This is a genomic window from Microthrixaceae bacterium (assembly GCA_023957975.1).
Taxonomy (GTDB): Bacteria; Actinomycetota; Acidimicrobiia; order Acidimicrobiales; family Microtrichaceae; genus JAMLGM01.
Genome location: JAMLGM010000013.1, coordinates 14,115 through 40,028 on the forward strand (window position 1 = coordinate 14,115; position 25,914 = coordinate 40,028).

Annotated in this window: 22 protein-coding genes; 14 read left to right on the forward strand and 8 right to left on the reverse strand. The window is 64.4% G+C overall.

The features are described 5' to 3' along the window. Positions 1 to 11: 11 nt before the first annotated feature. Entirely contained in the window at positions 12 to 542 is a 531-nt protein-coding gene (locus M9952_15215) for a methylated-DNA--[protein]-cysteine S-methyltransferase (protein ID MCO5314271.1), read from the forward strand. Positions 543 to 570: 28 nt separating this feature from the next. On the opposite strand, the gene M9952_15220 is transcribed toward M9952_15215, so the two are convergent. The 4 genes from M9952_15220 to M9952_15235 form a co-directional block, all read right to left on the reverse strand. After that, on the reverse strand, positions 571 to 1,668 hold the full coding sequence (locus M9952_15220; GenBank protein MCO5314272.1) for an acyltransferase: 1,098 nt from the start codon (positions 1,666 to 1,668) through the stop codon (positions 571 to 573). Next, positions 1,668 to 3,311, reverse strand: coding sequence for a hypothetical protein (locus tag M9952_15225; protein MCO5314273.1), 1,644 nt, complete (start codon positions 3,309 to 3,311; stop codon positions 1,668 to 1,670). Before M9952_15225 ends, M9952_15220 begins: the two co-directional genes overlap by 1 nt. 76 nt (positions 3,312 to 3,387) lie before the next feature. Continuing rightward, positions 3,388 to 4,236: a glycosyltransferase family 2 protein gene (locus M9952_15230; protein ID MCO5314274.1), complete on the reverse strand. Its 849-nt coding sequence runs from the start codon at positions 4,234 to 4,236 to the stop codon at positions 3,388 to 3,390. Next, on the reverse strand, positions 4,233 to 5,054 hold the full coding sequence (locus tag M9952_15235) for a WecB/TagA/CpsF family glycosyltransferase (GenBank protein MCO5314275.1): 822 nt from the start codon (positions 5,052 to 5,054) through the stop codon (positions 4,233 to 4,235). The genes M9952_15230 and M9952_15235 overlap by 4 nt, the downstream gene beginning before the upstream one ends. A gap of 192 nt (positions 5,055 to 5,246) precedes the next feature. On the opposite strand from M9952_15235, the gene M9952_15240 reads away from it, so the two are divergent. From M9952_15240 to M9952_15250, 3 genes are read left to right on the forward strand one after another with little or no spacing between them, the layout of a single operon-like run. After that, on the forward strand, positions 5,247 to 6,377 hold the full coding sequence (locus M9952_15240) for a Gfo/Idh/MocA family oxidoreductase (protein ID MCO5314276.1): 1,131 nt from the start codon (positions 5,247 to 5,249) through the stop codon (positions 6,375 to 6,377). Next, positions 6,374 to 7,384: an NAD-dependent epimerase/dehydratase family protein gene (locus M9952_15245; protein ID MCO5314277.1), complete on the forward strand. Its 1,011-nt coding sequence runs from the start codon at positions 6,374 to 6,376 to the stop codon at positions 7,382 to 7,384. The genes M9952_15240 and M9952_15245 overlap by 4 nt, the downstream gene beginning before the upstream one ends. Continuing rightward, positions 7,381 to 8,607: a glycosyltransferase family 4 protein gene (locus M9952_15250; GenBank protein MCO5314278.1), complete on the forward strand. Its 1,227-nt coding sequence runs from the start codon at positions 7,381 to 7,383 to the stop codon at positions 8,605 to 8,607. Before M9952_15245 ends, M9952_15250 begins: the two co-directional genes overlap by 4 nt. A 58-nt stretch (positions 8,608 to 8,665) precedes the next feature. On the opposite strand, the gene M9952_15255 is transcribed toward M9952_15250, so the two are convergent. After that, positions 8,666 to 9,040 (reverse strand): FKBP-type peptidyl-prolyl cis-trans isomerase, encoded by a 375-nt coding sequence (locus M9952_15255; GenBank protein ID MCO5314279.1) that lies wholly within the window; start codon positions 9,038 to 9,040, stop codon positions 8,666 to 8,668. Between the two features lie 45 nt (positions 9,041 to 9,085). Here M9952_15255 and M9952_15260 point away from each other — a divergent pair, with 45 nt between their 5' ends. Beyond that, positions 9,086 to 10,054, forward strand: coding sequence for an AEC family transporter (locus M9952_15260; GenBank protein MCO5314280.1), 969 nt, complete (start codon positions 9,086 to 9,088; stop codon positions 10,052 to 10,054). Positions 10,055 to 10,282: 228 nt separating this feature from the next. Here M9952_15260 and M9952_15265 read toward each other — a convergent pair whose 3' ends face one another. Beyond that, the gene (locus tag M9952_15265; GenBank protein ID MCO5314281.1) at positions 10,283 to 11,548 is read right to left on the reverse strand and encodes an MFS transporter; all 1,266 of its coding nucleotides are present in this window, start codon (positions 11,546 to 11,548) and stop codon (positions 10,283 to 10,285) included. Positions 11,549 to 11,621: 73 nt separating this feature from the next. Between M9952_15265 and M9952_15270 the strand changes: the two genes are divergently transcribed. The 9 genes from M9952_15270 to M9952_15310 all read left to right on the forward strand — a co-directional run bounded on the left by M9952_15270 (position 11,622) and on the right by M9952_15310 (position 21,897). Then, entirely contained in the window at positions 11,622 to 13,601 is a 1,980-nt protein-coding gene (locus M9952_15270) for an ABC-F family ATP-binding cassette domain-containing protein (protein ID MCO5314282.1), read from the forward strand. Positions 13,602 to 13,733: 132 nt separating this feature from the next. After that, positions 13,734 to 14,501 carry a glucose-1-phosphate cytidylyltransferase gene (gene rfbF, locus M9952_15275; GenBank protein MCO5314283.1) on the forward strand — a complete coding sequence of 256 codons (768 nt, stop codon included), beginning with the start codon at positions 13,734 to 13,736 and terminating at the stop codon, positions 14,499 to 14,501. 50 nt (positions 14,502 to 14,551) lie between these two features. Further along, positions 14,552 to 15,574, forward strand: a complete 1,023-nt coding sequence (locus M9952_15280; GenBank protein ID MCO5314284.1) for an SDR family oxidoreductase — start codon at positions 14,552 to 14,554, stop codon at positions 15,572 to 15,574. Positions 15,575 to 15,584: 10 nt separating this feature from the next. Then, positions 15,585 to 16,133: a dTDP-4-dehydrorhamnose 3,5-epimerase family protein gene (locus M9952_15285; protein MCO5314285.1), complete on the forward strand. Its 549-nt coding sequence runs from the start codon at positions 15,585 to 15,587 to the stop codon at positions 16,131 to 16,133. Further along, positions 16,130 to 17,425: an SAF domain-containing protein gene (locus M9952_15290; GenBank protein MCO5314286.1), complete on the forward strand. Its 1,296-nt coding sequence runs from the start codon at positions 16,130 to 16,132 to the stop codon at positions 17,423 to 17,425. Before M9952_15285 ends, M9952_15290 begins: the two co-directional genes overlap by 4 nt. Before the next feature lie 79 nt (positions 17,426 to 17,504). Then, a complete protein-coding gene (locus M9952_15295; protein MCO5314287.1) occupies positions 17,505 to 18,560 on the forward strand; it encodes a glycosyltransferase in 1,056 nt (351 codons plus the stop codon). Positions 18,561 to 18,674: 114 nt separating this feature from the next. Then, positions 18,675 to 19,652 carry a glycosyltransferase gene (locus M9952_15300; protein ID MCO5314288.1) on the forward strand — a complete coding sequence of 326 codons (978 nt, stop codon included), beginning with the start codon at positions 18,675 to 18,677 and terminating at the stop codon, positions 19,650 to 19,652. A gap of 29 nt (positions 19,653 to 19,681) precedes the next feature. Next, positions 19,682 to 20,578, forward strand: a complete 897-nt coding sequence (locus M9952_15305; GenBank protein ID MCO5314289.1) for a glycosyltransferase — start codon at positions 19,682 to 19,684, stop codon at positions 20,576 to 20,578. Positions 20,579 to 20,583: 5 nt separating this feature from the next. Beyond that, positions 20,584 to 21,897, forward strand: a complete 1,314-nt coding sequence (locus M9952_15310; protein MCO5314290.1) for an O-antigen ligase family protein — start codon at positions 20,584 to 20,586, stop codon at positions 21,895 to 21,897. Here M9952_15310 and M9952_15315 read toward each other — a convergent pair. Next, entirely contained in the window at positions 21,869 to 24,394 is a 2,526-nt protein-coding gene (locus tag M9952_15315; GenBank protein MCO5314291.1) for a glycoside hydrolase family 9 protein, read from the reverse strand. The genes M9952_15310 and M9952_15315 overlap by 29 nt on opposite strands. A gap of 179 nt (positions 24,395 to 24,573) precedes the next feature. Continuing rightward, entirely contained in the window at positions 24,574 to 25,887 is a 1,314-nt protein-coding gene (locus M9952_15320; GenBank protein MCO5314292.1) for a lipopolysaccharide biosynthesis protein, read from the reverse strand. Positions 25,888 to 25,914 lie beyond the last annotated feature (27 nt).

Below are 25,914 nucleotides of genomic sequence, written 5' to 3' on the forward strand. Positions count from 1 at the left end.
ACGCCAACCCCATGACCGCAGCGGTGGCTTCCGACGTCGCCCTCGCCGTTCGCCGGGTGAGTTCCCCGATTGGGGAACTCACCATCGTGGCCAGCGATGCGGGGGTTCGCGCGGTGTTGTTCGCGCAGGAGTCGTTGTCCGCAATCGATATCGGCAACGGAGTTCCATCGCGACAGGCGATTCGGCACGCCCACCGGGCGGCCGAACAGCTGCAGGAGTACTTCGACAAGCAGCGACGCGACTTCGAGGTCGATCTCGATGTGTTGGGCACCGAGTTCCAGCGTCGGGTGTGGTCAGCCTTGTCCGAGATTCCCTATGGCGAGACGATCAGCTACGCAGAGCAGGCGCTGCGGGTCGCCGATCGAGGTGCCGCCCGAGCCGTCGGTGCCGCGAACGGCAGAAACCCGGTGCCGATCATCGTGCCGTGCCACCGGGTGGTCGGGTCGGACGGGACGCTCACCGGGTACGCGGGCGGGACAGATGCAAAGGCCTTCTTGTTGCGTCACGAGCAGTGGCGTCAACCATCGCTGTTCGATCTCTGAGGCCTGGGCCACTGGTCGGCCTGGGGCGCTACCGCACGAAACGGTGCCGAAGCTTCAACGCTGGTTTCTCGATGCCGTAGTACGAGATGAGCACGATGACGGCGGTGGCCGACCATTCGATGAGAGTCAGCGTGACGAGCGGCAGGTCGAATCGGCTCGAACTGACGTACACCCAGATCGGGTTGTGCCACAGGTAGATCGAGTACGACAACTTGCCGATGTACACCGGCAGTGCCATCGCAGCGGCCTTCGACAGCATCGATTCTGGCGCGACCATGATGTGGCCGATGAGCGCAGCCGACGCGATCGAGGTGTAGGCCACATACACCGAGGTCACATCGTGGGTCCACCGGCCTGCGAGAAGGTCGGCGAACAGCACCGCGAGCGCGGCCCACGGCACCCAGGACTGAGCGAGCAGCGACTCCAGACGGGGTGCGCTGCCGTAGTGGAGAGCGAACGCCAGCGCCGCGCCGAGTGCGAAGCCGTCGAAGCTGAACACGGCGATCGAGGCGATGTCGGAGTTGACGAACGGCAGGAAGTAGATGCACAGGCGCACGACGGTGATCGTTGCGGCTGCGATCGTCAGCTTGAGGGGGACCCCCGCCCGAACTCCGAGGCGAGATGCAAACGGCAACAACAACGACACCATCAACAACGGCCAGACCAGGTAGAACTGCTCCTCGACGGCGAGGCTCCACATGTGGCCGAGGTAGCCGAGGAACGGTTCGCCGTCGATCACCGGCTGGTACGGCGCCAACAGCGGGCGCATGTTCATGGTGTAGGTCGCCGACAGCAACAACTCTTTCATCAGGTACGCCCGCGTCTCGACGGTGTCGGTGATGACGTCGCGCAACAAGAACAGCGTGATCAACATGACGGTCGGGGCGGGCAGGATTCGCACCGCCCGACGACCGTAGAAGCCGCCGATCGAGACGCGATCGGTGCGTCCCCATTCCTCGATCATCAGTTTGGTGATCAGGAATCCGCTGAGGACGAAGAACAGAATGACGCCGTTGCCGCCGCCCTCGAAGATGGACAGACCGGTGTGGTTCAACAGGACCAGGCCGATCGCCACCGATCGGATTCCGTCGAGTCCCGGGCGATACCCAAGTTTTCGTTCGGTCATCAGCTGACGTCCGCGAGTTCGTCGGAATCGTCGGAATCGTCCACCGTCGGCAGCGGGGCCTCGCGCACCCGGCGGCGCCCGGGGGCGGTCACCACGGCGAGGACCCGGGAGCGGTCGTCAGGCAACAGTCCGGCGGCTTCGGTGAGTGTGCGTTGATCTTGGCTCTGCAGCGGAACTGCCAAGACCACCACATCGGCCGCTCGGGCGGCGAACACACTCACCGATGATCCGGTGAGCGACCCTCCGTCGAACAACACGACCTGGGCGCGGGAGCGTGCCGCTTCGAGAATCGGGCCGAGCGCGTCGCGCCGCAGCGACGAGTGGGCGTCGATGCTGCCGGTGCCGAGAACCCGGACCTTGTCGAGGTCGGTCGAGGTGAACACCGAGTCGGTGATGGGGCGATTCCTCGCCGTCTGCCTCAGGACGGCCTTGATGCCACCGTTGGGCTCCGCCTCGACAAGGGTTGAGATGGTGCGGGTGTTCAGGTCGCCGTCGATCACGATGACCGAGTAGCCGACCTGGGCGAATCGACGCGCCAGAGCGAGGGTCAGCGTTGTGGTGCCGGAGTCGGGCTGCGTGCCGAGCACGGCAATCGTGAGCGCCTGATCGATCTCGGAGCTGGCCATGGCTTCGGCACGGATGCCGATGCGCTCGATCGTTTCGACCATCTCCGGCGGACTCGTCGTGAGGGCCCGCAGCGGCGATGCGGCGTAGGCGCGGCTGCGTGGCATCGAGTCGACGATGTTGGTTCGCAAGATGTTCTCCGCGACCTGCTCGTCGAGCACCTTCGAGGAGAACTGGGCGATCACGAGTGCTAGCGCGGTGCCGACCAGGCCGCCGAAGATCAAGCCGGCAACGGTGAGGTAGCGGCCGAGACCGGCGGTGGTCCCATCGGGTTCGGTGGCTCGCTCGATGACACTGCTCGTCGCCTCGATGACCGCGCTGAGTTGGATGTCGCTGATCGCCGAGCGAATCCGGTCGCCCTCGACCAGGAGTTGGTCGCGCTGTTGGACGAGTTGGGGGACGATCTGGGAGTCCTGGGGAATGACGTAGCTGGGATTGGACGCATTCGCGATGTAACCCTCCATCGCGTCGGCGATCTGCGGGTTGATACCCACGATGGCTTCGACCCCTTCGGAAGCCGCACGCCCGTTGAGCCTCGCGGTGATGTCGTCGAGTCGCTTTTGCAGCTCGTCGATTGCCGGTTGACGGGCCTCGCGAAGGCGATTGGCGGATTCGGTGATGTAGGTGTCGACGACAGCGTTGGCGACGAGCGCTGCGGTGGATGCATCGCCTGCGGTCGCCGTCACATGAATCAGGTCGGTTTCCGGCTCCTGTTCGACGTTGATCAGCGCGCCGATTCCTGCCCCGGTCCAGTCGCTGCCGAGTGTGGCCGCCGCATCGTCGAGGGTGTCGATGCTCTGCACCACCGACAACTGGCTCAGCACCCACCGGTCGGGTTGGTTGGCTGCGGCTGCGGCACCGTTGCCGGTCGGGGCGGCGACATTGATCGTCGCGGTCGCCTGGTACGAGTCACCGGAGGACACCAGCCCGAGGAACCCGGGCAGTGCTCCGAGGACCGCAAGTGCGATGACCAGTCCGAGGCGTCGTCGCACCGCTGCAGAAATGAATGACCATTCCATTGCTCAGCCTTTCAGGCAGAAGATCGGGGCAATCCAGTGTGCCCAAGGGGAGATGAATGTGGGTGGAAAGAGAGAATCAGGAGCGACGGAGGCGTTCTTGGACGAGCCCGCGGAGTCGTCCCGACGCGATAGCGCCTCGACGCAGTATGTGGATGAATGAGCGTTGTGTCACGCGTTGACTGTTCGCTTGAAAAACCGAGGGAGGCGAAGCGCCGTCGTCGGACGTGGGAGGTCCCTGGCGAATCAGCACCTCGCTCATGCCGATTCCATAGAAATGATGTTGACGAATCATGGTCCACAGACCGGGGCGATGGCGGTAGTGAACGACCGCTCGTTCAGCGAAGCCAAGGTTGATCCCGGCGGATTCGAGCGCCCATCCGAACGCGATGTCCTCGCACCGTGTGAACCCTTCCGGAAATCCGTCGACGGCATCGAAGGCCGAACGGGTCACCGCCATGTTCGCCGACACCGGATACCGGTGCCCGAGAAACGACGGACAGTCGCCTGGAGTAGCGGGGGGACGCCATTTCTCTTGACCAGGAGGGGACAGGCGCTCCTCGTCGAGATGGCCACCCACAGCGTCGTGGTCCGCCATCGCTGCGGTGATCTCGCTCAACCACGTCGGCTCGCAGATGTCGTCAGCATCACAGAAGGCGAGCATCGGGGCGGTCGCGGCCGTCGCTCCGGAGTTGCGCGCGTGTGCCGCACTTCGTATCGCCGAGGAATCGACCATCACCAGCGTGGCGAGCGGGTGAAGAGCATGCTCGCTGATGCGGAGGTCCCGAGCCTGCCCAGGTTGATTCATCGACAGAACGAGTTCCCAGGGACGGTCGTAGGTCTGGGCAGCGAGGGCATCGAGTTGGGCGAACAGGTCGTCGTCGACTCCACCGACCGGGATGATGACCGAGACGGTAGGAGCGCTCAAGGTCGGCTCCGTGTCCGACCGCGTTGCGCCCGCCATTCCGAGGCGACGACCTTGATGAAGCCGACGTCCTCGATGAAGTACCGGCGAAAGAGACGCCGAGGCTCCTGGGCGAACCGATAGAGCCATTCCGCTGACAGCCGCTGGACCCAGCGAGGGGCGCGGCGGCGAACCCCGAGGTACATCTCGGCAGACCCTCCGAGGCACAGCACGTAGGGCAGCGGCCGCCCTCGTGTCCGCAAGGCACCGTGCAGACGAGCGGCGATCAACGAATCCTTGGGATGGCCGAGGCACAAGATGACCACGGTTGCGTCGCTCTCGGTCACCTGATCGGCGAGTTGAACGGCCATGTCGTTGAGTGCGCGGTCGTCGGCGGCGTCGATCATGGGGGCGACCGTGATCGTGGCGCGATCGTGTGTCGCGGCGAGGCCGTCGGCGATAACTTGCGACGACGCCAACACCACGGTTGGCACTCGCTGTTGAACGAGTCGCGGCCAGAGCGCGGCGAACAGGTCGGATCCGCAAAGGCGCGCACGCAACGGTGAGCCGAGCAGGCGACTCGCCCACACGATCGGTTGGCCGTCCGGCAAGATCAGCCAAGCGGAGGAAAAGAACGACCGGAACCCCTCGTCGGGGGTTTGGCGGTACTGCAGCAGGATGTCGGTGTTGGGCGTGACCACGACCGGAGCGACGTCAAGCGTGCCCGGATCATCCTGAAGGATGGTCTCGCACACCGGGTCGATGTTCGCAGCGTTGACAAAGTCGAGGTCGAAAACCCTGACCCGTTCGAACGCGTCGCCACGTGCTTTCAAGGGGGACATTTCCCATGATGCTAACGACCGAATCCCGATTCGCGCCCACATCTCCATCCGAGCGATCGGTCGGCCGCCGCTCGAAACAGCAGGGGCTGACGCTCGCGCAACTTGTTGCGGGTCGAGGGTGGCGAATCGCCGAGACCTCCGTAACATGTCCTGTCGTCGGCACCCCGACGTCGACCACGGCAAGGAGCCCCCTTGACCCTTCCCCCTTCTGCCCAACGACGACTGACCGCGGCCGTACTCGGCACCGGTGGAATTTCCAAGGAGCATCTTGGATTCCTCGCCGCGTCACGCGATATCGACCTCGTCGGCGTCTGCGACCGATCGCCGGCGGCGCTACGCCACGCCGCCGAGACCTATTCGACCACCGGCTTCGCCACCTTCGGTGAGATGCTCGATCAAGCCCAGCCAGATGTGGTCCACGTGCTCACCCCGCCGGCCACTCACTCGGCGTTGTCCGCGGAGGCACTGGAGGCGGGCAGCCATGTGATCTGCGAAAAGCCGATCACTGCGACCGCAGCGGAGTTGCAGGACCTGTTGGCGGTTGCCCGGAGATGTGACCGGGTGCTGACCGAGAACCACAACTACCGGTTCAACCCCGAGGTCGAGGCGCTTGCGGCCCTCACGGGCGACGGGCCGCTCGGCGACGTCGTGGAGGTGGAGGTGCGAATTCATCTCCCAGTGACCGATCCCGCCGGCCGTTTCGGCGACCCGAATCTACCCAGTCCGATCCACGATTTGCCGGCAGGAGTCGTCCACGATTTCATCACGCACTTCACCTATCTGGTGAACTATCTGAGCGGTGGGGCCCGGTGGGAGCGGGTCGCGAGCGAATGGAGCGCCCACTGCGGAGCGGCGCACATCCCCGTCGATGACCTCGATGCGATCCTCGTCGGGTCGGCGCCATGGGGCCCGGTGCACGGACGGATTCGCTTCAGCGCGCTCGCATCCCCCGACGAGTTCGAGGTGACGGTGCGAGGCGCCAACGGGTACGCGCAAGCCGAACTCTTCTCGGGCCGATGGGTGGAGAACCGCCCACGGCGTGTAGGAGACCAGCTCAATTCGATCGCCAACCTGATGATCGGCGGGGTCAACCAGTTCCTCGGCGGTCCCCGTTCGTTCGCCCGCAAGATCATGCAGGCAGGCCCGTACGCAGGCCTCAACCGGTTTTTGGAAGAGACCTATCGTTCGTTGGCCAACGAGACGCCGGTCCCGGTGGGCCCCGAGGAGATGCTCGCAGCGAGCGAGCTGATCGACCGACTCGTCGCCGGCCGCCGCGAGAGCGCCTCCGATCTCACCGAAACGACCCGGGAGGGGCAGCGATGAAGGTGTTCATCACCGGCTCGACCGGGTTCGTTGGAAGTCATGTGGTCGCGGCCGCACTCGGTGCAGGTCACGACGTGGTCGCGCTCGTTCGTCCGGCCTCCTCCGATCCCTTTCCGACGTTGTCCTCCCATCCGAGGCTGACACTGCACCGTGGCGATCTGCGCGACCCCCGTACCATCGCCGGCGCGTTCGACGGCGTCGACGTGGTGGTGCACCTGGCCGCGGCGAAGGCGGGGGACTTCGCGACGCAGTTCGCAGGAACCGTGATCGCGACCGAGAACCTGATCGACGAGTTGGCGCGGAGTCGGGTGAGGCGGCTCGTGGCAATCAGCACCTTTTCGGTCTACGACTTTTCGGCGATCGAAGCGGGATCGCTGATCGATGAGACCTCGCCGATCGACGGGTCGCCGACAGACCGCGATGAGTACGCGCAGACCAAGCTCATCCAGGAGCGGTTGTACCGCGAGGAGATGGCGCACCGCGAGGTGGTCATCCTGCGGCCGGGAATGATCTACGGCCGAGACAACCTGTGGCATCCGCTCCTCGGATCAGAGCTCGGGCCGGTGTTCCTGCGGATCGGTTCCCGGGCGACGATGCCGATGACCTATGTCGAAAACACCGCAGCGGCGATCGTCGCTGCCATCGACGCCGACGGGGTCGGCGGCGAAACGATCAACATCGTCGACGACGATCTTCCGACACAGAAGGACTATGCGCGCGACGTGGAGGCGTATGTGACACCTCCCTCGTCGGTTCCGGTGCCGTGGCCGGTGATGAGCGGAATCGCTCACCTGCTCGACCGAATGAACCGCTCCATGCTCGGTGGACGTGCGAAGTTCCCCGGCGTGCTCGTTCCGGCGAAACTCGACGGGCGTTTCAAACCGTTCCGGTACTCGAATGTCAAGGCCAAGCGCCTGCTCGCATGGACCCCGACCATCTCCCAACGCGACGCGTTCGTGCGTTCGTTGCGTGACGATGTCCTGACCGAGGTCGCGGGGCGGACATGACGACGATCGCCTATCTCACGGGTGAATACCCCCGGGCAACCGATACGTTCATTCAGCGCGAGGTGCGGGCGGTGGAGGCTGCAGGGGTCAAGGTCGAACGATTCGCCGTGCGCGAGCCGGGATCCGAACACCTCGTCGGAACGATGCAACGCGAGGAGCGGGGGGCGACCACCTATCTGCTCGGTCATGGTTCGGCTGCGCTGGTGAGATCCGCCTTGTCGGCGCTGTGGCGTGCCCCGCATCGGTTCGTTCGAGCTGCATCGTTGGCGGCGCGGACGCGGCGAGCCGGACTCGACGGAGTGATGCGCCAGCTGGCGTACTTCGCCGAAGCGGCGGTGTTGGCCGAGGAGATGCGCCGCCGCAAGGTTGAACACCTGCACAACCATTTCGGTGACTCGAGCTGCACGGTTGCGATGCTGGCCTCCGAGCTGAGCGGTATCGGATACAGCTTCACGCTTCACGGACCGGCCATCTTCTTTGAGCCGCATGAGTGGCACCTCGGAACGAAGATCGAACGAGCGCGATTCGTAGCGACCATCTCGAACTTCGCACGCTCCCAAGCGGCGTTGTTCTGCAGCCCCGATGCGTGGGGCCACCTGTACATCGTTCACTGTGGTGTGAGTGAACCCGAAGCGATCGACGCGGACGATTCCGGCTGGCCCCGGTCGGATGGCACCACCGACCTGTTGTTCGTCGGTCGGCTCGACCCGGTCAAGGGCGTCATGGTGTTGTTCGAGACGATCGCTCAGCTCGTCGAGGCGGGCGAGAACGTGCGGCTGGTGCTGGTGGGCGACGGACCGCAGCGCGTCGAACTCGAAGAGCTCACCGCGGATCTCGGTCTGAGCGACCGAGTGCGCTTCACGGGCTATCAGAACCAACAACAGGTGCAGGCGCATCTGGAACGCTGTGATGTATTCGTGCTGCCGAGCTTCGCCGAGGGCGTGCCCGTGTCGCTCATGGAGGCGATGGCCCGTCGTCGACCGGTCATCGCCACGAATGTCGGCGGCGTCACCGAGTTGGTGGAAGACGGCATCAGCGGGCGCGTCGTGCCGCCCGGAGACGACGTCGCGTTGCGCTCCGCGATCGAGGACCTGGCACGCGACCCGCAGTTGCGCGAGAAGATGGGGGCGGCGGGTGCCGCCAAGGTGCACGCTGAGTTCAACTCCTCGACCGAAGCACAGCGCCTCGTGAGCCTGTTCGACCGGGCGATTCTGTCAGGGTGACCTCGTGGAGTGTCGACGAGCGCTGGTCCGACGATGACAGGGCTCAGCCGACCAGGGCTCAGCCGACGTTGAGGAGATCGACGACGAACACGAGGGTCTCGCCGCCCTTGATGACTCCGCCGGCGCCATGTTCGCCGTATCCGAGGTGTGCCGGAATCGTCAGGCGGCGGCGGCCGCCGATACGCATGCCCTGCACTCCCTGGTCCCAACCAGCGATGACCTGACCTCCGGCGAGGCGAAACTCGAAGGTGTCGCCGCGATCCCAGCTCGCGTCGAATTGTTGGCCGGTCGACCAGGCGACCCCCACGTAGTGCACGGACACGACCGCCCCGGCGACCGCCTCGGTGCCGTCGCCGACGATGAGGTCCTCGATGACGAGCTCTGACGGTGCGGCGGTGTCGGGGATGGTGACGCTGGGCTTCTCGTTGGACATGGCGCACACGCTATCGGGTTCCTGTGATGCGCAAGGATGGGCGCGATGATCGCCGCATTCGACATGGCCGCCTTTGGGCACAACGCGGTTCGGCTGTTGGTGTTGGTGGTGCCGACAGCGGCCGGACTACTGCTCGCCCGACGGCGGGTGGTGCCTCCGGAGGACCGGATCATCTTCGGTCTGAACGCGTTCGTCCTCTATGTGTGTTTCCCGGCGCTGATCGCATTGGGAGTGTTGCGGGTCGACCTGCACGCCATCTCCGGTTGGGGGTTCTGGACCGTGATCGGGGTGACGACGCTTGTAGCGGTCGCGGTCGGATGGTTGAGTACCCCCCTGAGCCGTGCCCGGATCGCCGGGACGACGACATTGGTGCTGTTGTTCGGCAACACGGCCTTCATCGGGATCCCGTTCGTCATCGGCGTCTTCGGCGACGACCTGCGGGGACCGGCGACGGTGATCGTCGCGGTCCAGGTCACCATCGCAGTGCTGATCGGGCCGATTCTGTTGCATCGCTGGAGCGGCACGGATCGGTCGTCGAGGGTGTGGAGGCGAGCACTCGCCCAGCCGCTCATGTGGTCGCCCCTGTTCGGCATCGCCATGCGCGTGCTTCCCCCAGCGGTGTCGACCGAGGCGGTCAACGCGCTCGATCCGCTCGCGGTCGCAGCCGCTCCGACGTCGATGTTCGTGCTCGGGGTACACCTGGCTCGGAGCCGCGGCGATGGCGAGGCCACGAACGTGTCGGGCGTCGTGTTCTCGTGCGTCACCCGATTGGTCGTACTTCCGGCGGTGACGTTGGCGTTGTGTGCCCCGATGGTGTCGTCCGGATCCCTCGAGCCAGGCCTGGCCACGGTGTTCGTGGTGCTAGCGGCCTGCCCTGCGGCGGTCTCCACGTTTTCGATCGCTGAGAATGAGGGCGTCGGCGCCGCGACGGTGGCCTCGACGATTCTCTGGAGTGGGGCGCTGTGCCTGGTGAGCCTGCCGCTGTGGGCGATGATCGCTGACGCCATGTGGTGAGAGTTCCGCCGCTGCGTTCCGACCCGGATTGTCGGCGCAAAAACGAACAGACCTCCCACTGAGGGGAGGCCCGTTCTGTGCGTGGGAATTCCACGGGATAGTGGAATTACCACTTGAAACGAGATGCACGCATGGTGGTTCCTCCCTTCCGCATCGCCAAATGCGGGCCTGAACCTATCCGCCGAACATCAGGTGGTCAACTGGTTCTTGGGTAATTCGACCTAGTGCTCACTGGGTCGTCTGGGGCCGGGTCAGGGACTCGAAGTCGGTGACACGAAGGAACAGCCCCAACAGCAGGCCGACTGCGGCGAGGGTGCCGAACGCAATGAACGTCCGCGACGATCCGATCGTGCTCGCGAGCGCCCCGGCGCCCAACACCGCGGGGATGATGCCCATCGCAAAGGCCAGCCGCGTGACCATGGCGACCCGTCCCTGGATTTCCGCGGGAAACGAGGCGTGGCGCATCGCCGCAATGAGGGCCGCTCCCCACGCCAGAACGAAGCCGACGGCTCCGAACACGATGAGCGTGACTACCCAACTGTGGCTCTGCCCAACCGCGATGAGCCCACCTCCCATGACCGCTGGGGCGGCGAGGATCGATCGAGGGGTGATGTTGCGGGCCCGGTCGAGCCAGAGTCCGGCAAGGAACGACCCGGCGCCCATCACGCTCCAGGTGAGTCCGACCTGCCACTGGGAAATCCCCAACTCGAGGTCGGCGAAATTGACGAACTGGCCCATGAAACAGGCGCTCGCGACGTTCGTCAGCGCCATCGTCGTCAACACCCGCCAATAGCGGTTGTCTCGACGCAAGGCGGTGGCGACGACGCGCCACGAAGTTGCGGCTTCAGGAGGGCCCTCGGTGGGGCCATCGGCGACGCCTGATTCGGACCGGTTGACCTGGACGCGGCCCATGGCCACGACCGCAACGGCGGCGAGCGCGTAGGAGGTCGCGTCCACGGCGAATGCGACCACCAGACCGATCGATGCGGCCACCCCGGCCAGAAGTGATCCGGTCATGTGGCCGAAACCATCCGAGATCTGGAACCAGCCGTTCGCCCGGACGAGATCGCGCTCATCGACGACGGAGACCATCATGACCCCCTCGCCGCTGTCGTGGAAGTCGCGCATGGCGCCGAGGACGAACGCGACCGCCACGAGCAGCAACGCCGGTGGAGCCCCGAAAGCGAACGACAACGCGACCGTCAACAATGCGGCACTGCGAACGAGGTCCGAAGTGATCAGGACGCGCCGCGGTGACATGCGGTCGGCGAGGTGTCCGAGATACAACCCGACGACAAGGGTCGATATCAGCTCGGCGGATTCGATGACCCCGATGAAGAAGGGGCTGTCGTTGATCGATAACGCGGCGTACGGCAACGCCAGATTGGTGAACCACTCCCCCGTGAAGGACGCGACGTGGCCGAACCAGTAGGTCCGGAACTGGCGCCACCCTGCCCGGCGGCCGGTGTCATGTTCCACGTCGTGCTCGTCCATCCGGGCACAGACGCTATCGGTCGGCGGGTCCGGGTGCGGCGAGCCGGTGTCGTTGCCATAGCATGGTCCCTTCGTGATCACCGTCTCCGGCATCGCCAAGGCTCATGGCAACCGAACCCTGTTTTCCGATGTCACGTTTCGGCTGCTGCCGGGGCGTCGCATCGCCTTGGTGGGCGGTAACGGTGTTGGAAAGACCACGCTGCTCGAGATCGTCGTAGGCCTCCAGGATGCCGACGGGGGCGAGGTTCACCGAACCAAGGGGTTGCGGGTCGGCTACCTCCCCCAGGAGGTGCTGGCGGAAAACGCCGGGTCCGTGCTTGATGAGGTGTTGTCGGGCGCCGACCACATTCGTGACCTCGAAGCCGAACTCGGCGGGCTGCTCGACACCATCGCCGCGGCGGAGGGATCGGAACGCGACCGGGCGTTGGACTCCTACGGCGAGCTGCAGTCTCGATTCGAACAACTCGGGGGCTACGGGCTCGAGTCGGAGGCTCGGCGCATCCTGTCCGGTCTCGGCTTCGCCGACACCGACGCGGATCGCCCGTTTCGCGAACTCTCGGGCGGATGGAGGATGCGGGCCGCGCTTGCCCGGCTGATGCTGTCGCGTCCCGAGGTGCTCGTACTCGATGAACCGACCAACCACCTCGACACCGACTCCATTGCATGGCTTGAGACTCAACTCGCCGGCTACGAGGGAGCGATCCTGTTCGTGAGCCACGACCGCGACTTCATCGACGCCGTTGCCGAGCGGGTCATCGAGGTGATCGGTGGCGGCGCGACCGAGTACGTCGGTGGGTTTGCGGAATTCGTGGTGCAACGCTCCGAGCGGGTTGCGCAGCTTCGTGCCGCTCAGGCTCAACAACAACGACAGTTCGACCAGGCGAATCGTTTCATCGAACGCTTTCGTTACAAGGCGACCAAGGCCCGAGCGGTGCAGAGCCGGATCAAGGCGCTGGAAAAAATCGAGAAAATCGAACTGCCGGACCATCGCCAGATCGTCGCCAAGTTCTCGTTCCCGGAACCTCGTCGCAGCTCGCGAGTCGTGGCCGAGCTCGCTGGAGTGTCGGTGGGCTACGGCGGCGAGGAGGTGCTCACCGGGGTCGACCTCGTCGTCGAGCGTGGCGAAAAGATCGCCCTCGTCGGCCCGAACGGGGCGGGGAAGTCCACGTTGCTGAAGCTTCTGATGGGCGAGCTCGAGGCGTCCGCCGGCACGCTGCAGATGGGCAACAACGTCGACATCGCCTATTTCGCCCAACACCAGGTCGAATCGCTCGATCTCACGCGTACGGTCGCCATGGAATTCACGGCTCAGGTCGGGAACCAACAGCCCAAGAATCGCAACTTGCGCACGGTGTTGGGGGCCTTCGGATTTCCGGGCGAGTCGGCAGATCGGCTCGTCGGCGACCTGAGCGGAGGTGAACGCACCCGCCTGGCCCTGGCGATCTGCATGACCAACCCGGTGAACCTGCTCATCCTCGACGAGCCGACGAACCACCTCGACCTACCGAGCTGCGACGTGTTGGAGGACGCGCTCAGCGCCTACCCGGGAACGGTGCTGCTGGTCAGCCACGACCGATATCTGATCCGCTCGGTCGCGCAGGATCTGCTCGAGGTGCGCAATGGTTCGGTGCGGCGGCATCACGGCGTCGACGAGGCCGTGTTGACCCCGTCCTTTGCCGGAGGAACCGCCGCGGCGTCGCCGACCAAGAGCGACCCGGCACCATCGAAGCCAACGGCCGTGGCAAAACCGGCCGCTGAGCGGACGCCGGACAAACAGCGGCGGTCATCGGGTTCGAACGAAACCAATCGGGACCATCAGCGGCGCAAAGAGCTACGCAAGACCGTGGCGAGGCTCGAACGCGAACTCCACTCGGCCGAGGCCAAGGTCGCGGAGTTGAACCGAGAACTGAGCGATCCGGCCGTGTACGGCGACCACGAACGTGCCACCGAACTCGCCGAGGTGTTCGGAGCGGCGAAGGACCGCTCCGCCGAGCTGATGGAGAAGTGGGAGCGAGCGGCGTCGGAACTGGAATCGTTGGACCCGGCACGATGAGTTCGTCGACGTCCGGGGAGGTATCGGTGATGTGGGCGACAACAAACGGGCCGAAATCCTCATTGAACCACCGAGTCGATTTCGGCACGTTCTGTGCGTCAAGTGTTCACAGCGCAGCATGAGGAGCGGCGGATGAAGGTAGTCATACTTGCTGGTGGTGTCGGGAGCCGGCTCAGCGAAGAGACCGACGTGCGGCCCAAGCCGATGGTCGAGATCGGACATCGACCGATCCTGTGGCACATCATGAAGCACTACAGCTCGTACGGGTTCAACGACTTCGTGATCTGTCTGGGCTACAAGGGCGAGTACATCAAGCGGTACTTCTCCGATTCGTTGGCGTTGGCCTCGGACATGACCATCGACTTCGGGGAAGGTACGGTCGAGGCCCACGAGACCGTCCGTGACGACTGGCGTGTCACCCTCGTCGACACGGGCCAGCACACCGAAACCGCAGGGCGGATCTCCCAGATCAAGAAGTACGTCGACGACGGACCGTTCCTCATGACCTACGGCGACGGGGTCTCCGACGTCGACCTCGAGGCCCTCGTCAAGTTCCACGAGGCCCACGGCAACCTCGCGACGGTCACCGCCGTGCATCCGACCGCCCGCTTCGGTGCGCTGGCGATCGAGGGCGACCAGGTGGTCCGCTTCGACGAGAAGCCCCAAACCGAGGAGGGTTGGATCAACGGTGGATTCTTCGTGCTCGAGCCCGAGATCTTCGACTACATCCCCGGAGATGTCGACTGGGCCCGCGAGCCGATGGAACGACTTGCGGCCGCCGGAGAATTGAATGCGTACCGCCACGACGGTTTTTGGCAGTGCATGGATACCCTTCGAGACAAGATCTATTTGCAGGGTCTTTGGGACAAGGGCGGAGCGCCCTGGAAAATCTGGAGCTGAGCGGTTCGAACATTCGCGACGACCGCTCGATCGAAAGGCAAGACAAACGAATGAAGGTTCTCCTGACCGGAGCCGAGGGTTATATCGGCGTGCGTATGGGTCACTATCTGCTTGAGCGTGGCCACGACGTCACGGGTATCGACAGCGGATTCCATCGGGTGGGGTGGCTCTACAACACCGATGAGCGGCGTCCCGCCATGCTCACCAAGGACACCCGCGACATCCAACTCGACGACCTGCGTGGTTACGAGGCCGTGGTGCACCTCGCTGAGGTGTCAAACGATCCGGTCGGCGAGCTGAACGGCGACGTCACCTACAAGATCAACCATGAGGGCAGCCTGCGCCTTGCCAAATTGGCGAAGGAAGCCGGTGTTGAGCGCTTCGTCCACATGAGTTCGTGTTCGGTGTACGGCGCTTCTGGCGAACGGCCCTCGAAGGAGGGCGACCCGGTCGGTGGGCTCACGGCTTATGCCAAGTGCAAGGTCCTCATCGAACAGGAGGTGTCGCCACTCGCTGATGACAACTTCTCGCCGACGTTCATGCGAAACGCCACAGCGTATGGTGCCTCTCCGCGCCAACGCTTCGACCTCGTGGTCAACGACCTGGCGGCGAGCGCGTATCTCTACAAAGAGATCCGCATGGCCTCCGACGGCACTCCGTGGCGCCCGTTCGTGCACATCCTCGACATCTCCCACGCCGTGGCCTGCACCCTCGAGGCGCCCCGCGACGTGATCCACAACGAGATCTTCAACGTCGGCAACGACCGTTCGAACTATCAGGTCCGCCAGATCGCCGAAATCATCGGAAGCCTCATTCCCGGGTGCGAGCTGATCTTCGGTGATTCCAGCGCCGACAAGCGAAACTACCGGGCCGACTTCACGAAGATCCACGAACAACTCCCTGGTTTCGAATGCGCGTGGGACGTCGAGCGTGGGGCCAAGGAACTCATCGAGATCTTCGACCGGATCGGCTTCGACGAAGAGATGTACCGATTCCGTGGTCACACCCGAATCAAGCAGATCAAGCATCTGATCGACACGGGTCAGATCGACGACGACTTCTTCTGGCGCTGAGCTCGCTGTCATGAAGTTCACCGAACTCGGCGTCGCCGGCGCCTTTTACATCGAACTCGAACCGAACGTCGACGATCGCGGATCGTTCTCGCGTGCCTGGTGCGCCCAGGAACTGCGCGAGCACGGTGCGGTGGGTGAGATCGCGCAGATGAATCTGTCGACGAATCACCGTCGTGGCACGATTCGCGGGCTGCACGTGCAGAACCCTCCCCACGGTGAGGCGAAGTTCTTCCGCTGCCTCGCCGCAGCGAGCTATCACGTCATCGCCGATGTCCGACCGGACTCGCCGACCTACGGCGCCTGGGCAGGCGTTGAGCTGTCGGCCGAGCGATTCGACGCGCTGTATGTGCCGCCGTATTGCGCGAAGGGCTATCAGGCACTGGCGGACGACACCGCTGTCCTCTACGCCGTGTCGAGTCCCTACACCCCAGGGGCGGAGACGGGACTTCGCTACGACGATCCCGCGTTCGGGATCACATGGCCGATCACCGATGGCGTGATCGTGTCGGACAAGGACCGGGCCTGGCCCGATGTACAGCTCGAACGGAGTAAATCATGATCATCGTCGACACCGCACTGCACAAGCGCCAGGAGGCGGGGGACCCCGTCCGGGTGGGGCTCATCGGATCCGGGTTCGCCGGCCAGGGGTTCGTCGACCAGGTGATGGATCACACCCCTGGTATGACGATCTCGGTGGTGGCGAACCGCACGCTCGCAGGAGCTGCACAGGCGTTCAGCCAGATCGGCATTCACGACGTCGACGTCGTGTCGACACAGGCCGAACTCGACAGCTCGATCGCCGCTCGTCGACCGGCGATCACCGACGATCCGTCGCTCGTGTACGAGAACGGTCAGGTTGAGGCGGTCGTCGAGGCGACCGGCGAAATCGAGTTCGGTGCCCACAACGCGGTGGGAGCGATCGCGAACGGCAAGCACCTCGTGCTCCTCAACGCCGAACTCGACTGCACGCTCGGTCCCATTCTCAAGAAGCGAGCCGACAGCGCTGGGGTCGTGTTCACCGACGCTGACGGCGATCAGCCGGGCGTTTTGATGAACCTTGCCCGCGAGGCCGAGATGATGGGGTTCACCCCGGTCGTCTACGGCAACATCAAGTCGTTGCTCGACCATCGTCGTACCCCCGAGACACAGGCCGGGTTCGCCGCCAACGTCTTCCAACGCCCGAAGCACATCACCAGCTTCGCCGACGGAACCAAGATCGCTGCCGAGATGGCGTGCGTCGCCAACGCGACCGGGTTCGGTGTCAGCGAGCGGGGAATGGAGGGCCCGAGTTGTTCCCGGGTTGAGGAAGCCGTGAACCTGTTCCCGGCAGAGAAGCTCTACGCCGAGGGTACCGGCATCGTCGACTACATTCTCGGCGCTGAACCGAGCTTCGGTGTCTTCGTGCTCGCACACAGCAACTCGTGGCTGCACGAGCGGTACATGAAGATCTACAAGATGGGTGACGGGCCGATCTACACCTTCTACCGCCCGTATCACCTCAGCCCGCTCGAGACCCCGCTGACCGTCGCCCGTGCTGTGCTGTTCAACGATGCGACGATCACGCCGAAGGGTGCTCCGGTCACCGACGTGGTCGCCCTTGCGAAGTTTGACCTTTCCGCCGGTACCGTCCTCGACGGAGTCGGAGGGTTCGCCTCCTACGGGGTCATGGAGAACTCCCCCACCGCACGGTCGCAGAATCTCCTGCCGATGGGCCTGAGCGATGGCGCCGTGCTCAAACGCGACGTCGCTCAGGACACTCCGTTGACCTTCGACGACGTCGACGTGCCAGCGGGCCGGCTGTGCGACGAGTTGTGGCGTGAACAGTGTGAGGCATTTCCCACGATCGCATGAGGTGATCGCCGCGCCTGGAGCGTAAACTCACGGACGTCTCTGTTGGCTGCCCGAGTCCAGGCGATGTGGAGAAATGGCGATGCATGACTTGACGCATCAGCTTGGGTCGCCAGGCGCTGGCTCGCGGTCGCTTCGCCATCGGGTCGTGTTCGTGTGCCGCAATCCGGAACGGTGGCCGGATCTGTTCGACGGGTCATCGTGGCCGGCCACCCTCGACGGGCAGCACGAACGTGTCGTGACCCACGAAGATCTCGCGATCGTGCAGAGCGCGGTGGTCTTGGCGGGCTTGGGCTACGAAGTTGAATTGTGCGCCGAGTTCCAGCCTGATGCGATCAATGTCGTGAGCAGTGTCGACCTGCGGATCTCGGATCGCACCGCCCACGCTTTCGTCGTCGCGTTCCGCGCCGATTGGGCGCGGCCGATTCTTGGCGATCTGACGCTCACCATGAACGAGACCATCGCCACTCGGCCGACCGAGTTCGCTCTACCTCACTGGACGCAAACGGGACTGGTGAGGCGCGATCCCGATCGGCCGAGTCGAGTTGAGAATCTCGTGTTCAAAGGCGATCTCGTGAACCTCGACGCCCGGTTTCGAAGCGACTCGTTCGGCCGGGAACTCGCCCGTCGCGACATCCGGTTCCGCTGCGACGTTTTTGACCATGCCACACAAACGAGCGGCTGGAATGACTACCGAGACGTCGACGCGGTGCTGGCCGTGCGAGACATCCCCCCGACCGAAACCGCTACCAAGCCGGCCAGCAAACTGATCAACTCCTGGGCGGCTGGGGTCGTGGCGATCCTCGGCAACGAGCCTGCCTATCGCGAGCTGCGACGCCATGACCTCGATTATTTCGAGGTTTCCACACCCCAACAGGCGCTCGATGCGTTGGATCGGCTCAACAGAAATCCGAGGTTCTATGACGCTGTCGTTGGCCAAGGCCGCATTCGTGCTGCGGACTACACCAACGAGCGCACTGCCGAGCGTTGGATGGCGTTGCTCAACGGCGTGGTGGCGGATGCGTTCGAGCGGTGGTTGGCTGAAAATCCGTTGCATCGCACGGCGCGGCACGCCGTGCGAGCGGTGGGTCAGCGCGTCGAGAACGCGGTCTTTCGACGGCGTCAGGCGACGCGGTGAGCGACACTAGGTCGAACGGCCGGTGCGGATGAGCCGGACAGCACTTATTTGTCGGCGCTGAACGCCGACAGCATTGGTAGAGCGATTGACCGGAGCCGGAGGAGCGCAGCAACCATGACCCCGAGGGTCACCATCTTCATTCCAACCTATGAACGAGCGGCCTACCTGCGCGACGCTATCGATTCGGCGTTGGCGCAGACGATGCCGGACTTCGAGCTGTTGATCGGCGACAACAGTCGAACCGATGGCACCGAGGAGGTCGTTCGGACCTACGACGACCCGCGGATTCGCTATGTCCGCCACCCGGAGAACCTCGGCCAGCAGGGCAACTGGTTGTGGCTGATCGAGAACGCCTCGGCGCCGTTCGTCGCGTCGCTGCACGACGATGATGTCTGGTGTCCCGACTTTTTGGCGGATCTGTTGCCGGTCATCGAAGCCGATGAGTCCGTTTCCATGGTGTTTTCCGATTATGACCTGATCGACGGTGAGGGTTCAGTGTTGACCGAGGAGACCGCCGAGCTCCGCGAGCGCTCTCACCGAGACCGCTTGCCCGCCGGCCGCCTGGACATCGACCTCGCCGGGGCACTTCGTCTGATTGCGGTGTGGAACGCTCCGCAGCCCGCCTATTGCGCGATCCTGCGCCGGACGGCAGTGCTCGACTGCGAGTTCCCGCCGGAAATCGACCCGGTGTATGACATCTGGCTGTCCTACCAAATCGCCCGACGCAGCGAATCGTTCGCCTACGTCCCCGGGGTTCACACGCTGTACCGGTGGCACGGCGGTTCCTCGACCACCGTCGGTTGGGCCCCTCAGGAGGACGAGATCTTCTCCAGAATCATCGTCGAGAACCATGGGCTCGGTCCGGTGATCGAGGAAATCGAGCGGTACTGGTCGTTCATCCGTTGGGGGCGGGGAGTGCGCATGATGGAAGACCGCTCGCAATGTGCCGAATCCCGGCGCACGCTCCGGGCAGCGGCGCCGCGGCTTGATCCGGCTCGGAAAGTGTTGGCGACCGCCGCGAGCCGTTCCCCGCACATGTGGAACGGTTTGAGCGCATTGCGCTCCCGATCGCGACAGATTCGGTCACGATGATTGGGGCTGTCGAGCCACGGCGAGTCGTGGTGTCGATCTGTACGTACCGGCGTAACGAACCCCTGCGACGGCTCCTCGGTGCGCTCGCCGCACAGGCCAATTCGATCGAGACCATGACCGTCGGTGTGTCGATCATCGACGACAGCCCCGAAGCGGGCGCTCGAAGCGTCGTGTCGCAATTCGAGGGGCGATTCTCCGGAGGGATCGGTTACACCTCGACGGCTTCGGGCAATATCTCCACGGCGAGGAACGCAGCGATCGCCACCGCGCTCGACATGGATGCCGACTGGGTGATGTTCATCGACGATGACTGTCTTCCCCACGAACGCTGGATCGAGATCATGGCGTCGACACAGCAGCGAACCGGTGCCGACCTGGTCACCGGGCCCGTGGAAGATATCGCTCCCCCGAACGCCCCGGCATGGCTGACGCAACAACCGTTTCTCAACCTCATCGCGCAGTACACCGATGGCGAGGAGCCGCCTTACGGGACGACGGCCAACGTGTTCATCTCGGCAGCGTGGTTGCGAGCCCATCCCGACGTGCGGTTTCGCTCGCAACTCGGAGAACTCGGTGGCGAGGACATGGTGTGGTTCGACACGGCGCGATCGGCGGGGATCGTTCACCGCTACAGCCTGCATGCACCGGTGTACGAACAGGTCCCGCTCGAGCGGTGTCGTTTCGGATACCAACTGCGCAACAAGCTGTGGTTCGGCAACACGATGTACGTCACGTCGTCGCATCGCGGAGAGGCGCCGAATCGCCTGCTGTTACGCGGCATCAAGTATCTGGTGAACGGTTTTGCCATGCCGTTGCGTCGCATCGTCCGACGTGAGGACCCCCACCTTCGCTATTCCCTGGCAACCATCTGCATCGGCGTCGGGCTGGTCGGCGGGCGGTTCGGCCTACGGGTGAAACACCACTGATGCCGATGACCGCTGCGCCCGTCATCACCAGATCCAGATATCGGGGACGCTCGTGGGACCCGTTGATACGTCCCTTGGCGGTCGCTGCGCTCGCATTGTGCCTCCTGTTCAACAGTCGCGCCGTTCTGGCGATCGACGGCGTCTTGATTCCCAACACGGTGCCGCTGTTGCTCGGCCTCGGGGCGATCGCGATGGCGATCACCGTTCCCCGACCCGAGACCGTCATCATTCCGATCGCTCCGACGTTGTTGATGCTCTTGTTGATCGCATCGGTCGGATGGTCGGCCGATCCGGACAACGCGATCCTGTGGCTGCGTTCCGACATGATTGTCGCGGTTGGGGTGGCGGCGTTGGTGCTGGCGTTGCCGAACCGTGACGTGATCGCCGGATTGAAGCTGTTCGTGGGAGTTGCGCTTGCGGTGACCCTGTTGGCGGTCGTGGTGGATCCGCTCGCGCGGATGCACATCGATCCGACTGGCGAGGCGCCGGACCTCACCGGCTGGCACGGGTGGTTCATCCACAAGAACACCATGGCCGGGTTCATGGTCGTCGCGCTTCCGACGGTCATGGCCTTCTACCGCACCCGTTGGGCACGGTGGACGGGTTACGCCGTGATTGTGGTGCTGATGATCGGATCGGACTCAACCACCGGCAGGTCGGCGTTGGTCGTGGTGGCAGCAGTGAGGGTCTGGGTGGCGTTCAACCGTCGACTTTCGAGCCGAGGTTCGGTCACGTTCCTGGTGTCCACGATCGCGCTCGTCGCGCTTGCCATCATCGCCGCGGTGAGTTCGTTGGCCACACTCGCCGACGCGGCCGGCAAGGACCTGACGTTCACCGGGCGAACGCAGATCTGGTCGGCCGTGTTGAACGCGTGGGCCGAGCGCCCGATCCTCGGGTACGGAATCAAGGGCCTGTTCGCCGTACCGCTGAGTTCGATGAGCCTCCAACTCATGCGCGAGATCGGTTTCAAGGCCGGCCACGCCCACAGCGGTCCCCTCGACGTAGGGCTGCAACTCGGTTTGGTCGGACTGATCGCGGTTATCGGCGTGTTGGTGGGGATCTACCGGGCGTCGATCCGTGAGCTCCGCCGGTCGTTGTCGGTTCCGATGTTCTGCCTCACGGTGATCGTCGGGATCACGATCATGTCGGTCGGGGAGTCAGCGTTGCTCGGCCCCAATATCGCGGTGTTCTTCATCCTGCGTGCGATGCTGCTCAAGACCGCGAGGGCCAACGATCTCGCCGAGGTAGCCCGCCTTGACGAGTTGAGGCGCGGTCCGCAGGTCGTCGACGCTACCGTCGGGCCTGGTCCAGCACGCTGAACGCCCAGATGGCGGGAGCCTGGGATTGCCAGATGGTGAACTCGTTCATCGCCGCTACGTCGGGCAGGTCGAACCACGAGCGCAGCAACGGCAAGGTCGCGGCGGCGACATTTGAGCCGGCGGGTTTCAGACGGTACTCGGCCACCCATGCCAGGTCATCGAGGGGATGGGTGCCGTAGACCGGTATACCCGGCCAAACCGGAAGCCCCCCGAACGAGGCGTCGGTGATCAGCGGGTGGCGAACAGGGTTGGTTCCCACCCCGGTGACAAACGAGTTGTTCAGCGGGTTCATGCCCAGCGACACGGCGCTGCAGCGTTCCGCAAGCTCCAGGAGGCGTGGGTCCTGACTGATCAGCCACGCTCGCAACAGGGTCGCAACGTGTGGGTTGCCACCGACTCCCATGCCCCAGACCATCGGAACCCCCGGATCTTCGAGGCACCACCCGTATCGGGTCGTGTCCGATGCGTCGGCGATCGCGGATGCCACGGAAGCGAAGCTGGCTTCGATGTTTGCCCGCAGAGTGGCGTCGGTGCGTGCCTGGTCGATCAGGAGGTATCTCCACCCGGCGTCACACCATTCGAAGCTGTGACAGCTGAGCGTGCTGGCGGGCAGGTCGCGAAAGGGGACGTCCGCGGCGAACGATTGGACGAAGCGATCTTCGCCGGTGAGGTCGTACAACGCCGCCGCAGCGACGGCTCGCTGTGAGAGGACCTTGGCGTTGGCCGGGTCGCCGTCGGTGGTCGGCACCGGCTGGGTCGCTGCCCACTCCCAAGCTCGTACGGCGCTCGACGCGTACTCCACGGAGCGTTGGTCGTCGATGCCGGCCAACAACATCGAGGCGTCGGCCGCCACCGAGGCGTAAACCCATGAGGACCACGGGTCCGGTGCGAAGGCGTAGCGGGTGATGGTGTCTTGCCACGAGGCGATGCCGGCATCGGGGAACCGCTCGCTCTCAATGCCGCCGCGCACGGCGCCGTCTTCGCGCTGCAGTCGACGGAAAAGGTCCACGGTCCACAGCGCCTCGTCGACGAGGTCGCTGATGCCGTTGCCCGACTCGGGCAGGTTCAGGCTGCCGTCCGGAAACGCCTCGGGGTATCTGCGAGCGAGATCGAACAGCGTGCGGACCATGAAGAGGTGCTGTGTGCGCCGGTCCCAGTCTCCGGCGTCAAAGTGACCACCCCACGCATCCGCGACCGGGGTGGTCGTTGCCTCGGCGGTGATGGAATCGAAGAGGGTCTCGTCGGTTTGTTCGGATGCGTCGAATCCGGTCAGGTTGGTTTCGAGGACGGTCGTGTAGTCATCGGGGTGGTTCGTCCGCGGCCGGCTGAACGACCCGTAGGGCTGGTTCAGTTCGATACCGCTTCGTTGGTAATACAGCGAGTGGGCGACGGTTGCAGCCAGGCGACTCCAGATCGCGTCGTCGACGGCGAAGCCCGGTGAGCAGCCGACCTCGTCGACACAGACCCGGTACCGCCCGGCGGTCGCCACCTCATCGAAACGAAGCCTCCAGACAGCGGCGTCGGTCAGGTCGCCTTTGCCGGCCTCGCTGCCGGACGGCGCCGCAACTCCGGTTCCGCGGAAGTGTTCGCGCCCCTCGGAATCGACGATCGCGAACTCGACGGCGGTCGGTGAACTGGTTGAGCCGAGCGCGTTGGGTATTGCGTAGGTGGCGATCTTGGTTCCCGTCGACGTGTAGCCGGCTTGGTTGACCGACACCGCGGGACTGTGCGCGAGGTGGTCATCGGCGACGAGTTCGATCGTGGAGCCCACCGGAGAGGTGACGGTGTACGTGGCGCCTGGTTCAAGTGGTGCCGACAACCCGAGGCGAACCTCGTGGCGCACCGCGAACAGTTTCATGTCTCCGGTGGCGTCACGTCCGCCGTCGGTGGGAGTAGAGATGCGGTCGACGAAGCTGAGCGTCGGGGCGTTCGGGCCGCTGATCTTCCATCCGGAATCGAACCTGGTCGGCTCGACGGTGGCTCCGGTGTAGGTGTCGCCGTCGTTGCTGATGCCACGGTCGATCCGGCCGATCTCGACGACGACGTCCAGGATCTGGGGGGTGATCAGGCCGATCGAGCGGGGAACCGGTGGGTCGGCGGTAGCGGCCTCATAGCCGGAGTCGATGGTGATGCCGGCAACCGTGAAGTCGGTCGGAGAGGCTCCGCTGCCACTGGCGGTGCTGTCGCGGAAGCGGGCGAACACTTCCTGGTAGCCCTCTGAGGCGTCGAGGGTGACCGTGGTCGCCAAATCGCGCCATTCCCCCAGTCCAACCGAGGGATCGAGGCCGATCTGCATCTGATCGACCCCATCCGGCGGGGTGATCGTGGCGGTGATCCGGGTGCCGAATGGGTCGGCGTGTGAGTCGAGCTCGAGCTGGGCCACCGTCGTGACCTGCGATGCGGTGGGCTCGGGCCCGCTCCGGTCGGGCGTGGTACCCCCGTCGTCGTCGTTGCCGCTGCGGACGATTGTGACGGTGACCGCTAGGGCAGCGATCACTACGACCGCTCCTGCTACCAGCCAGTTCCGTCGGGAGGTCGATCGCTTGTGGTCCGATTCGTGGTCACTCATAGGCGCCATGAGTTCATAGTCGACGCGCGGGCGCATTCACAGTCGAGCAGCGCCGCTGAGCGCGTGACCCGACGGCTGCGCCTCGGTGAGTCAGCCGCTGGGTTGAGTCAATCGACGAGCGTCCGGTTGTGCTGACGTTGGTAGTGCAACAGCAACGTCCAGCCGAGGATGACCAACAGGAGTTCGCCGAGAATCGTGCCGAGCACTGCTCCCTTCCACGGTTCATGGAACCGTGGAATGAAGAGGATGTAACACGTCAGGCTCGTCAGCGCTCCGGCGCCGTAGACCGCTGCTCGAGGAAGGAACTTCCCAAGTCCGAGGAGCCCATTCGAAGGGGCATTGGAAATGGCGGTGAGCGGCAGGAACGGTAACAACCAAGGGATCATCGCTTCGGCCTCGGCGAAATCCTGACCGATGAGGAAGTCGAGCAACGGTGCGCAGATGTAGATGCCGATACCGATGATGATGCTTCCGGTCAGCGACAGCACCGAAAAGCGCCAGGCGCGTCGGGTGTGTTGGTTCCGACTGCTTTCGTCGTGGGGGAGGAATCGTTGAAACGCCGCAGCCTCGAGGGCGCGCAACGGCATCAATCCCATCGAAACGACGCGAAAGGCCGCGCCGTACAGCCCTGCATCGTGTTGAAAGTTGTAGGCGTTCAAAACCGCCTTATCGCCGTCTTGCTGCAGCACGCCCGCTGCGATGGGTAGCGAGATCGACCCGGTCACGCGCAGAATGCCGTTGCTGGGTCGGGCGAGCTGAACGCGAATTCCGAACGCGGGAAGAACCGTGCGCACCAGGAGTGCCGTGTACAGGAAGAACCCGATGGTGAATCCGACGGCCAGATGCCCGATGGTGAGCGAATCGACGGCGACAAGTGCGATCAGCACGCTCACGCGGATGAACAACACGACCATCTTCAGGCGCGTCGCAGATGCGAATCCATGTTCGGCCTGCACCATCGACAACGAGACCTGGTTGAACGCGTTCGCGACCAGTTCGGCGGTCATCACCGCCAGAATCGTCGTGACCGCCAACCCGCTGATGATTTGGCTGCCGATGAGGGTGCCGAGCGAGGTGGCGAACACGCCGAGCACGATCGCAAGCAGGAAAAAGTCGCGGGCGGTCTTGTTGATCGAGTCGCGCTCCCCGAGCCGACGTTGGAGGACCGCCAAGGTAACGCCGGACCAGGTCAGACCGCCGATCGGACCGACGATGCCGTAGACCCCGACGTAGCGTCCATAGTCTTCCACGCCGAGTTTGCGTCCCAGCAGAAGAAACGAGGCGGTCTGCACGAACAGTTGCGTCAGGTCGTGAAGCGAGCCCCAGGCGGCATCGTTGCCGAGCCCACCCTTGCGAAAATGGCGAAAGACCCCTTCGAAACGGGCCTCTTCATTTTCTGCTTCGTTATCGACGTCGCTCATGGGAATGTGTATCGCCCGATGTCGAGC